The following is a 12,015-nucleotide window of genomic DNA, read 5'->3' as shown; positions in this document are numbered from 1 at the left end:
AACTAGAGTGGTAGAAGATTCCAGTCGAAGCATTCGAAACGCTTGCCGATTAGAAGTATTATTGGCAGTGGTGACGGGACGTAAATTTTAGTGGGTGACGGTCCTTGTGTTGAACTCACAAATTTGTGATCATATTCTCATTTTGATATAAAGCGAATGGTTGAAGGTGCGAGAAGAATGGGCAGTTTGCTCAGAGATTTTGGTAGAAAAATCTTTGGTCAATTATTTTCAGATCAAAATAGCACCGGCCAAACAAAAACTCACAAGTCGTCGCAATTAGAACATGCTCCCTCGGAAACAATGCCTGCTATGGTGGCAAACTCCGACAGCAATTTCCTCAAAAGCGAGAGGCACAGGGATCCTGAGCTTAGTGAGCTGAGCGCAAACACTGAGCTCAGTGGTATTGGGAGTAAGGGCACCTCAGCTAAAGACAGCCAAATGCAGAGCAATAGTTTTAGTTCTTCTCTGGACAGCGCCCGTATTGTGGAGCCCGAATTCGGGTGGGTTGGAGCAAAGACTGACGCTGCAGAGGTAAACTTCAGGGATCCAGCGGCTGAACAGAATCCAGCAAACGACTTCAACAAGGGTTCTTTAAACTCCTCGCAAGACACTGGACCAGATTTACAGCTGCGCAGAAAGGATGCCAAAGAACCATTGGCCGCTCAAAAGTCCGCTGCAGACGTGTCAGATTCCCTAAATTTCGCAACTGATAGCCTGATAGTTGACGAAGACTACGCTGAGCTTGATTTTGACACGGTTCAAGATGCTGATGAATTTCATTCCGATCTCGATCTGATCGAGTGGTCTGCTGACTTTGAGAGCGTCGACGAAACTATTACTGCTCTGAACGATGACGACGATGATAGTTCGGGCGACTGGGCGACGGGAAATTTTGCCAAGAAGATTGAGGCCGACGACCTGCATGCACCGGGCAATCTTGTTGTTGCGAAGGACCCGGAGAAGACCAGGTTTCGAAGCTTTCTTGAAGTTCATCATGGTCGTAGATCTCATCATTTCGCGGAGGCTCCGTGGTCGGAGCACTATGCGATCGAGGAGTCGATCGTCAGGGACTGGGTCTCGGAAACTGTAGCAAATGGTGGGGCTTATTTTGAGCAAATCAAGGAATTGGTGAGCTTCTGCCGCGGAAGCTTCGAAGTCGATGCTCTGGCCGAAAATGTCCGTCGAGAACTGGAGACATTGGATCTTTTTAGAGATCCATGCGAGCATAGCGATGTACAGCCTTCCTACGAGTTTGGTCCGGATGATGAAGATGAGTTGGTTGAACTGCTCCAGTCAATTTGTAGCGGAAGCAATTTGAGCCCGGGCGTAAAGCGCAGATTCGTTTCCAGACGTGAAGAGAAGCAGGCTTTCTTGAAAATTGAGTCTCTTATTGAAGCCATGTACGGGGCATTGGTTGCAAGCAAGTACTTGTCCAGAGCAGTTGTTTCGGTTGGTCAAAACGTTGTTGACGGTCAGGCTAATCCGTCAGTGCTGACAAGTCTTAGTTTCGACGCCCAAAGGCATTGCGATGTGAGAAACAGGTTTGCAGCCGGTCTTGAGAAGTTCTCCAGTGCAATATTGAGTGAGGAAAGTTCGCTGCGCCAACAGACGTCCTCGTGTGTGCAATGGCTGAAGGCAATGGCCGTAACACCTAAATTCTTACGTTCCTTGTGCGACACGAGTTCTAAGAACGCGGATCAGATAGACGGCGTAGAGGCAGTACTTGCTGCATTGGAGGAGTTTGAACGCGCGGAGCACAGTTTGGTAGAAATCTACCTCAGTGACATGAGGAGAATATCTACGCGGCTCTCCGACTCTCAATTTGAGTCTGACGACGCTTTTCAAGAGGGGTTCTTTGGGCTCAAACGCGCAGTTGAAAAATTCGATTTTCGTTCCGGAAATCGCTTCATGACCTACGCGCAGTATTCAGTCAGGCAGGCCGTAAGCCGTGCCAAACTGGATGGCGGTCAAACGATCAGAATTCCCGTCCACCGGCATGAAGACCTTCGCCGGCTTGACGGAGTTATTGCCGCATTTGAGAAGCGTAATTCAGGTAAGCCAACGCTTGACGAAGTTGCAAAGGATATGGGTGAGCCGATCGCCAAGATAAGAGAATTGCTTGACGTACCGCGCTTTGCTTCAACCTTTCATGCATCGCAGGTGGATGCCTTCGACACAGCGCCAGACGGTGAAGAAGTGTTCTTTAACTTCGTCGAGAGGACTGCAGTTGTATCGGATCTTCTCGCGGAGCTGCCCGAACGACGCCGTGATATTTTGATTAAGCGTTTCGGTTTCTCCGGAGAAGAAATGACACTCGAAGAAGTTGGTCAGATTTATGGCGTTACGCGTGAACGTATCAGGCAGATCGAGGCCAAAGCGTTGGACTGGGCCAGACATCCCGCCCGGCTTAAACAGCTTAGAGAACGTCTTTGAAAATGGTGGGAATGGCGAGGAATAGACCGCCGAAAGCGTCGGCCATGGTCGAGTCTCTGCGGGGGCTGGGTTATTCTACTCCCACTGCGATTGCCGATATTGTGGACAACTCCATTTCGGCTGGAGCCAAGACTATCGAAATCTCGATTGAATGGGCCGGTGAAAACAGCTGGATCAGGATAGTCGATGACGGTCGGGGAATGCCGGATTCTGAGCTTGAAGAAGCCATGCAATTGGGCGCCAAGGATCCTCGAGATGCTCGTGCAAGCAACGATCTTGGTCGTTTCGGCATGGGATTGAAGACAGCAAGTTTTTCCCAGGCGCGCAGCTTAACTGTCGCCAGTAAGACAATTTCGTCGGCGGTTTCCTGTCTCAGATGGGATTTGGATAGTTTCAATGACGCAAAATATGGTGACTGGCCTTTGTTTGAAGGCCCAGCAACTGACTCAGACTATTTGCTCAGCCCATTGGATCAAATGGCGAGCGGAACGGTTGTCGTTTGGCAGTCATTGGATCGTGTCGTTACCAGAGGCTTTGGCCCTGACGATATGCTTGAGTTGGCAGATGGTGTTGATCAGCATCTTGGGATGACATTTCACCGATTGATCGAAGATAAATCAGTGAGCATTCATCTTAACGGCAGGCCCGTTCAGTCTTGGGATCCCTTTATGAAGGGGCACCCCAGCAAGTCCTACGAGACAACCGACTATCTCCTTGGACCTAAGCGAGACGTGGTCGTACAATGCCATGTTCTTCCTCACAAAGACCGGCTGTCCGAGAAAGAATTCTCAGCCGCTGCCGGTCCAAACGGGTGGACATCGCAACAAGGCTTCTACATCTACCGTAATCGTCGCCTGTTGGCATTGGGTGGATGGCTCCGTCTGAGAGATGCGCGGGGCCGGATATTCACACGAGACGAACCGCACAAACTTGCCCGCCTGCGGTTGGATATTCCAAACTCCGCGGATGCAGAGTGGAATATCAATATTATAAAATCCACTGCGACGCCCCCGGTGCATCTCAGAGCTGATCTCCAACGACTGGCTGCTGAAACCAGAGAGCGCGCGCGCAAGGTATTTGCTCATCGAGGCAGGTTGATTGCAGACGCTTCTGAAAATTCGGGAGCGGTGAGAGACGTCTGGTCTGCGTACAAAAAGTCTGACGGCACGACATACCGAATTTCGAGAGAACATGACCTGGTGAGATCTATCCTTGAGCGCTCCGGTCCACTTAAGAAAGACATTGAGGCTCTTATTCGCTTAATTGAAGGCACAGTGCCAGTTCAACGAATTTGGCTGGACACAGCGGAAGACAACGATCCGCCTCAGAGCTCTTTTGATGATACACCTGACGAAGCGGTGCTCGAGACTATGAATGCCCTGTTTGATGCCTTGGTTCATTCAAGCGGGCTAACGAAAGAACAAGCAAGGATGAGAATAGGACGCACTAACCCGTTCGACCGCTACCCGGAACTGGTGGCGCAACTGGGGACTCAGGAGAAAACAACATGAGCCTTATCGAGCAAAAGGCATTCAACGACATCTTAAAGATGGCGCAAACGTTGCTGCGAAGAAGAATCGAGAAATCAGGTGAAGTTTTGACACCCGATCTTATTGATCAGGAACTGCAGAAGCTGGAAATTCTCATGTTCGAGGAGTTCGGTATCGTCAATCGGGAAGAGCTTATTGACGAGTTGATCAGGCGTTCCAGCCACGGCATTGGTAAGAGCGCCACTCTTTCCAGCGGCGAAGACCATGTTCCCTGGCTCGTCGCCGAACGAAAGAGCGACTGGCGATACTGGCGGCGCTATTCAGAGCATCTGGAAACGCAACTTCCCTTGTTGGCTGTTGAGGAATTGGACCGCGCGACTGATGAAGTCTTGGGCAACCTGGAAGACCCTAACCGTGAGGGAGCGTGGGACAGACGGGGGCTGGTAGTTGGGCATGTTCAATCTGGGAAGACTGGCAATTACACAGGGTTAATCTGCAAAGCCGCAGACGCCGGGTACAAAATCATAATCGTGCTCGCGGGCCTTCACAACAATCTGCGATCGCAAACACAAATTCGGCTTGATGAGGGCTTCCTCGGCTATGCGACCCTGGCGAACGTCGATGAATTACCATTGACCGGAGTTGGAGAGCTGGACAATGACCCACATATCCGACCGAACTGTGCAACAAATCGATCCGACAGAGGCGACTTCGATAAAGCGACGGCCAGAAAACTAGCCATCAAGCCGGAAGAGCGACCATGGCTGTTTGTGGTAAAGAAAAACAAAACGGTTCTTGAGAGGCTGCTCTACTGGGTCCAAAATCATGCCTATGACATGAAAGATCCGGAAACCGGGAGACGGTTGGTTTCAAAGTTGCCGCTTTTGATTATTGATGATGAATCCGATCATGGGTCTGTAGATACAGGTGAGAAACCCGTCGACGAATTCGGGCAACCTGACCTCGAACATGAGCCGACGACCATTAATCGCCTGATCAGGCAGTTGCTGCATTCGTTTACAAAGAAAGCATATGTCGGCTACACTGCTACTCCGTTTGCGAATATTTTCATTCATGATCGAGGTGCAACTGACGAGCACGGCCCCGATCTTTTTCCTTCCGCTTTCATAACGAACCTAGCTGCACCGACGAACTATGTGGGGCCTGGTCGTGTGTTTGGTTCATCGTCGAGTGCCGCAGAAGAGCTACCCCTTATCCGCCCGTTGGAAGACGACTACCTAGAATGGATGCCGCAGCGCCACAAAAACGGCCATCTACCAAGAATCTCCGGTGAAGCGCGGTTGCCTGATAGTTTGCAAGAAGCGATCAGAAGCTTCATCTACGCTTGCGCTGTCAGAAAGATACGTGGCCAGGGTAGAAAACACTCTTCTATGCTAATTCACGTTTCTCGCTTCACTTCAGTTCAGTCCGAAATTGTTGCGCAGGTTTCTCAGTACGTTAACAGCTTGAGACGACGGTTCGTGAGAAGGATTGACCTTGCGGAGACCGAAAGCTTGATGCGCTACGAGTTTGAGAATGAATACATGCCTTCCATGCAACGCATTCGTGAAGCGTTTTCGGAAGACGAGGATTGCGATATTCAAAGCTGGGCAGATATTCAGAATGTGCTGCCTGAAGTACTCGAAGACATTGATGTCAAGGAGATCAATGGGTCGGCCAAAGAGGCCTTGGACTATGCAGATAATGATGCCACAGGTTTGAAAGTCATTGCGATTGGTGGCGATAAGCTTGCTCGCGGTTTGACTTTAGAAGGCCTGTGTACGAGTTACTTTCTTCGAACCGCAAAGATGTATGACACATTGATGCAGATGGGACGTTGGTTCGGATATCGTGACAGGTACCTCGACGTGTGTCGTCTCTATACAACGCATGAAATGATTCAATGGTTCGGGCACATTGCTGATGCCGCCGAAGAGCTGCGCCAAGAATTCGATAATATGGTTGCCGCTGGTATGACGCCAAAGGATTTTGGCCTTCGTGTTAAGTCTCACTCCATTCTGACTGTTACCTCGCGCGCCAAAATGAAAAGCGCCAAGCCAATCCGACTTACGTTCTCTGGCGACCTTCTTCAGACAATTACATTTCCTCTCGATAAAGATGAATTGCGAGCGAACCTGCAAGCGGGTGACGTATTTGTTGAAAGCTTGGGGGATCCTATTCCGCTGACCAATCAACTCTATGACCCTGGCTTGCATCGCTGGAACGGCCATCTTTGGCGCAACATTCGATCGTCGAAAGTTATTGAGTTCTTGCGAAACTATCGCACTCATCCTTCGTCATTCCGAGTGGTTTCGCCGTTGATTGCCGAATTCATCGAGGAAATGAACAAAGATGGTGAGTTAACAAATTGGACGGTTGCTCTGGTTGGCACGGGAGGAAAGGATGCACAACGAACTCTTTCCGGCCTTGAAGTAAATATGCTCCAAAGGAAGTCGTCTGCGAAACACGAAGACAGGTTCTCGATCAAGACACTGATTTCTTCCTGGGATCAGTCAATTGATTTATCTGAGGCTCAGTGGCGCGCTGCGTTACAACACAGCCACAAAACGTGGAGAAATGATCGCGACAGAAACGAAGGAGCCAAGGAGCCGGAGGAGCCAAAAGGACCGGCAATCAGGCACATTCTTGGCCCTCACGCTACAGACTATAACTTGTCACCTGCGACCGAACGCGGGTTGTTGCTTCTCTATCTGGTTAACCCGGATCCGGCAAAGAGCGGTGAGGCGCGTTTGAATGGTGCGGATCCGATTCTCGCTTGGGCGATAAGTCTTCCCGGGAGCAGCTCCAGTCGGACAGTGAGCAATGCCGGCTACATGGCCAATTCTGTGTTTTGGGGGGGCTTGAATGATTTCTTGGACTGAGGTTGGCCTGGACAGAATTTGGAGAGCACTTGCAGAGAATAGAGAAGAGGGCTCGCGTATGCATGCCCTGCATGATTTGGGGGCAATTCAATTTGTTGCGGGTAGGGTGTCACCCGGAAATCGTGAAGCAGTAGGTATTCAATTTCCTGCTGATAACATGGTTCCAAATCTTCAGCTTCCCACCGGGCAAGGATTTGAAGTTCAACGCGTCAAAGATGAAAGCGGGCGGTATGACAATAGCCTGATCACACTTGCGAAGTCAGCTGAAGGCTCTCTCGATATTTTTGCGATGATGGCGGTGGACGTTCTCCGCCGCGTGGAGCATGCGGCCCAAAATTCCTCCGCCTCAGCGCTGCCCGCATTTATAAAGCGCGTAGGCGACTGGCAGAAATTTATGGCGGCGGACCGGCGTAAACCTCTCTCACTGGAGAAGCAAGCAGGTCTGATGGGTGAGCTCGTTTTTCTCGAGTCATTGTCGCATGCGGTGGGTGGCCTGGCTCGTGCCATTGGCATGTGGGAAGGTCCTTTTCGAGCAGCACAGGACTTTCAAGTCGGGTTGGGTGCTGTCGAGGTTAAAAGCACTGCTGCCACCGCTGGGTTCAAGGCGAAGATTAATAGCATTGAGCAGTTGGATTGCGACAGGTCACCGTTGTTTTTGGCCACGATTCAGTTTTCAGACAAGGATAGCGGGGAGGCATTACCCAGTTTGGTGTCGAGACTGAAGGAGAGGGCAAGAGCAGGTGGCGCTATACGGTCATTGGAGGCTTGCCTCTTTGCGTCCCGTTATTTTGAAGAACATGAGGCCTTGTATCAACGCTGTCTTGCGGTCGAAGAGATTCGTTGCTTCAACGTTGAGGAGCCGGGCTTCCCGAGGCTCGCGCGCACAAAGCTTCCCAACCAAATCACAAAGGTCGTCTACGATCTGGATGTTGATTCAATAGAAACCGCTGGTTTGTCCCTGGACAAAATGATGGCTCAACTAGGCACAATCGATCAATGAACTTAAGCGAATTTCACGAGGACTTTCGAAATCATGTTCTCAGTGTTGTTGAGGAGCGGGCTAAAAACCCTGACATAGAATACCCGTCGGAAGAGTTGGTTTTTGCTGAGTTAGTAATGGATGACATTGCTGAAGCAGGCATTAGCGAAGTCCCGGAACTTTGTCACTGGACAGGCACGGTCGGAAACTCAAAGCTTCGGATTTCGGGGTATAGCGTATCCGACGATCAGTCGAGGATTGATCTTTTCGTTACGCACTATTTCGGTTCAAACTCATTGGAGAAACTGGCGGATAGCGAAGTCAAAAACACAGCCAAGCAAGCGGTCAATTTTGCAGTTCAAAGTGCACGCGGGAAGTTGCTGCCTCGTCTCGATCCAGTAAGTGAGATTATCCCTTTGGTTGAGTTGTTGCAAAACCATTGGGCGGAACTGGATCAACTAAGAATTTTTGTAATCACAGACGCACAAACCAAGTCTAAGCGCCTAAAGCCGCAAGAGGTAGACGGACGGTTAGTCCAGGTTGAGGCTATGGATATAGAACGTATCTTTCGGCACACCTCCGGAAAACCCAGGGATGAAATCGTTATCAGCTTCGAACAAACTTTGGGCAAACCTCTTCCATGTGTTCACGTTCCGGATCCTGAATTGGACTACGAGTATGCTTTGGCCGCGATTCCAGGTGAAATTGTGAGAAGCCTTTACGAAAGATACAACACAATGCTCCTTGAAGCTAACGTGCGTTCTTTTCTTGGAACCAGAGGAAAAGTGAATAAGGGCATAGCCGAAACGCTGGCAAAAGAGCCTGGGCATTTTATGGCATTCAATAACGGTCTCGTCGTCGTTTGTGATGAAGCGCTCCTAACAAAAAGAGAAGACGGCACCACTGGAATTTCATTGATCCGCGGGCTTCAGATCGTCAACGGAGGCCAAACCACTTCATCAATTTATTTTGCAAAACGGGACAATCGGGAAATTGATGTTTCGCGTGTAATGGTTCCGGCAAAGATCATTATCCTGAAAGGAGAGAACGAACAGGGTCGAGAACATCTGATCTCCAATATCTCCAAGTTTGCGAATAGTCAGAATTCTGTAAAAACGTCGGATCTTTCCGCCAACCGCCCATTTCATATACAGCTCGAGAAACTTTCGAATGACACATGGTGTCCGGATGGGATGGGGCGGTGGTTTTATGAGCGCGCAGCGGGTTCGTATCAGGTGCTGATGCTGCGCGAAGGGCGGACCCCAGCGCAACGGCGTAAAGTTACCGCCATGATACCAACGCGAAGAAAACTAACAAAAAACGATGTGGCAAAGTATCATGAGAGCTGGCGTGGTCTGCCTTCCCAAGTAGCATTAGGTGGAGAAAAGAACTTTGCCGCTTTTATGGCAGCTCTTGATGAGGACCCCACTATCGTACCGGAACCTCTTGATGCAACTTGGTACAAAAGATTGATAGCCAAGGTTATTCTATTCAAGTCGATTGAGAGCTTGATAAAGAAGAAGGAGGCGAAAGCAATATTTCGGCAAGGCTATGTTAATATTGCAAGTTACACGGTTGCTTTGATCGCTGAACAACTTGGTGAACTTATCGACCTCGACCAGGTTTGGCATCGCCAAGGGATCTCTCGCGAACTGGAGGCGATGCTTTGGAATTGCTCAGTAAGCGTCAACGAAGCCTTTAATGAGATTGGTGCAGGTCGTCAGTTTTCGGAAGTGGCTAAAAGGGCTGAGACTTGGGCTCGAGTTAGGCTGATTGAGGTTAAGGTTCCGTCTAGCAGAATTCCAGAGATAAAGAGCTTGGACAAAACTTGATGGATGTTTCTGAAGACTGATAGTAGTGGCTCTTTTTGCTCACCTAGTATTGTGGTCCCCGCGGCGCTTCTGTTTCGATCGATAGGTCATTTCCAACGACCAATCAGCTGCTTTTTGATCCTGAAGAGTGCTGGAACAAGGATGCCGATACCCGCCCACGTCGAGTTGGGTACAAACCGAAGCAAAGACCCCTGAGCAGCCATTGAACACACTGCAGTCTTTCGCTCAAGCAGCAGGCCGCGAACCGCAAATTCCGGACGTTCAAAACCAGATTGCTGATAGCGCGTGAGCAGACGATGCCGACTTTTGCGGCAGCTGTGCCAAAGGCGGCTTTCAAGTAATTGATCCAAAACACTCCTTTAAATCAGAGACAAAAACAATTGGCTATTTCGACGAAAGACCCTGGTTCACTTGCGCCACCCACGGCAAGCAAGTTAGGCGCGCTCTTGCCCTGACGAGTCAGTTACCTTGCTGATGCCAACGTCTTCAGTGTATCTAAACGTTTCGCTAGAACCTTCATTCAGTAGGTGCAGCTCGTTTTGGGGGTAAAGGTACTTGTCAATCCAAGTACCAGTGACCGGATCACCCTCGCGCCGCTTTGCAGAGTCGATTACCTCGCTTTCTGGCCCCCAATAGACGCGATAAAAGCTTAATTCGGAGCCGGAGAGCGAATAGACTTTCGCATACGCAATTGGCTGATCAATCGAAAAAACCTGCCGGAACGTGTCTGTCGAGCCAAGTTGATAAATCCATGGCTCAACTCTCTCTGGGATCAGATTTTCTATGTGGCGAACGCTTGCAAGCAATTGTAATAGTTCTCGCATAGCGCTTACATGACAGAGCGTTATGAAGTTCGAGAGGCTTCTGGCAATGATCTTATCCAGCCCCGACCAGTAGTCCTGCATTCGCTCGACTAGCATTTCCGCGTGTTGGTCGACCCCTGCGCGTATCCGCGCCACATTTTTGGTGACTCTGTACCCACGATCAACGAACTCGCTTATCATTTCCGGGGGCTGACTGTAGAATCTTGAGGTGGTTTTCTCGTGCTCGACAGCTTCTACCAAAAGGCTGGCAACAAGCCTCTCAATTGCTAGCATGTTTTCTGGCCAAACCGTGAGGACACTTGGCAGCGCCCCCTCAACCTCCTTCAGCGCAAGCAGGCATTTTACTTCGTCCGCTCGAACGCCATCTGGGAACCCAATTTCGACCCGACAGTCTTTCCCCACGGATTCAACAATAGAGTGTCTAGGTGGTTCAAAATTGCTGAGGAACTCCACTAAAAGACGGTGTTGGATTGCATCCCGACCCTCGGGTTTGGAGATTGTGAAGTGCGTGGAGTGTGGGACACGGTAAGGGTCAGCAAAGTACCGAGCGGCTGAAAAAGGATCGACGACGGTTCGCATAAAGAAGAGCTTTTTCACAACGAACTTGTCTTCATAAAGCTCTTTGCCGATGACCTTTAGCCGCCGGGCATTTAGCAGTGTCATAAAATCCCGATCCAAATCAAGGAGCCAAGTATTCATGTCCGAGCTTCTCAATATTTCGTTTTGAGCGTGCCGGAGTAAACTGGATGACAAAGGGCTAAGGACTGTGGAGTAATCGGAGCCAAGAGAAGGTGAGGCAATTAGAAATAGACCTATTTCGACATCGGCTTCTAAGAGACTTTGCTCCTCGCGCACTATGTATCGCCGAGTCACTATCCCACCCATACTGTGGCAGATAAAAACAAGGCGTTGGACGGCGAGAACATTGTCTAAACGCAGGTGGTTTGCCAAGGCATCGACCGCATCATTGATACGATAGGTTCCTGAAAAAAGACTGGTCTCATATTCAAAAACATAAAGCCCAACATCGCGAGTGCGAGGGTCTTCGCTAAGCAGGTTCGGCCAATACGTGCCGTTTTCATTCCGCCATGCCTCTGCGTCAGACAATACGCCGTGGACAAAGATAAGAACTGTTCCATTCTGAGGTTGCGCAAGCCAAGTGCCCTTCATGATGGATGATTTCACCTCCAAATCAAACTCAATGCAATTGACGCACACAAGGCTGTTTTTGTCATGCGGAACGAAGCAACCGAAACACCTCGTAAATAATGTGCCACAAGCTCGGGGCAAAAATGACACTGATTTTGCAGGTTATTTGGACATCCCACGAAAAACGATCATTGGTGCGCCTTGCAACATCCGTGACTTGGGTTCGCTGCCGACTCTCTCTGCAGTGAGCCTGAACAACCCATTTGAGCCGATAGCGGACATTGGCCACAAATGATGAAGCTGCTTCGTAGCTCCTCTAATACCGGTGATTTGGCGGGACATTTTTGCCCGCTAATGTGTCATTCTCGAACTACTAGATTTTGTTGGTAAGTACCACAAAGCCAACGTCATGTTGTTGATCAACCG

At 49.8% G+C, this 12,015-nt stretch carries 7 protein-coding genes; 6 read left to right on the top strand and 1 reads right to left on the bottom strand.

Annotated elements, in window-relative coordinates; translation table 11 throughout:
• Nucleotides 1-177 precede the first annotated feature (177 nt).
• From GOW04_RS12620 to GOW04_RS12600, 5 genes are read left to right on the top strand one after another with little or no spacing between them, the layout of a single operon-like run.
• Nucleotides 178-2,433, top strand: a complete 2,256-nt coding sequence (locus tag GOW04_RS12620) for a sigma-70 family RNA polymerase sigma factor (RefSeq protein WP_171232785.1) — start codon at nt 178-180, stop codon at nt 2,431-2,433.
• Between the two features lie 44 nt (nt 2,434-2,477).
• On the top strand, nt 2,478-3,944 hold the full coding sequence (locus GOW04_RS12615) for an ATP-binding protein (RefSeq protein WP_171232784.1): 1,467 nt from the start codon (nt 2,478-2,480) through the stop codon (nt 3,942-3,944).
• Nucleotides 3,941-6,805 carry a Z1 domain-containing protein gene (locus GOW04_RS12610; RefSeq protein WP_171232783.1) on the top strand — a complete coding sequence of 955 codons (2,865 nt, stop codon included), beginning with the start codon at nt 3,941-3,943 and terminating at the stop codon, nt 6,803-6,805. Before GOW04_RS12615 ends, GOW04_RS12610 begins: the two co-directional genes overlap by 4 nt.
• Entirely contained in the window at nt 6,789-7,805 is a 1,017-nt protein-coding gene (locus GOW04_RS12605) for a PD-(D/E)XK motif protein (protein ID WP_171232782.1), read from the top strand. The genes GOW04_RS12610 and GOW04_RS12605 overlap by 17 nt, the downstream gene beginning before the upstream one ends.
• Nucleotides 7,802-9,616, top strand: coding sequence for an AIPR family protein (locus GOW04_RS12600; RefSeq protein WP_171232781.1), 1,815 nt, complete (start codon nt 7,802-7,804; stop codon nt 9,614-9,616). Before GOW04_RS12605 ends, GOW04_RS12600 begins: the two co-directional genes overlap by 4 nt.
• Before the next feature lie 434 nt (nt 9,617-10,050).
• Here the strand turns inward: GOW04_RS12600 and GOW04_RS12595 are convergent, their stop codons facing one another.
• Complete coding sequence (locus tag GOW04_RS12595) at nt 10,051-11,610, bottom strand: triacylglycerol lipase (protein WP_171232780.1); 1,560 nt, start codon at nt 11,608-11,610, stop codon at nt 10,051-10,053.
• Between GOW04_RS12595 and GOW04_RS12590 the strand changes: the two genes are divergently transcribed.
• Entirely contained in the window at nt 11,609-11,884 is a 276-nt protein-coding gene (locus tag GOW04_RS12590; protein WP_171232779.1) for a hypothetical protein, read from the top strand. The genes GOW04_RS12595 and GOW04_RS12590 overlap by 2 nt on opposite strands.
• Nucleotides 11,885-12,015 lie beyond the last annotated feature (131 nt).

The sequence above is a fragment of the Ruegeria sp. HKCCA4812 genome (assembly GCF_013034245.1).
Classification (GTDB): domain Bacteria; phylum Pseudomonadota; class Alphaproteobacteria; order Rhodobacterales; family Rhodobacteraceae; genus Ruegeria.
This window is presented reverse-complemented; position numbering and strand designations above follow the sequence as displayed.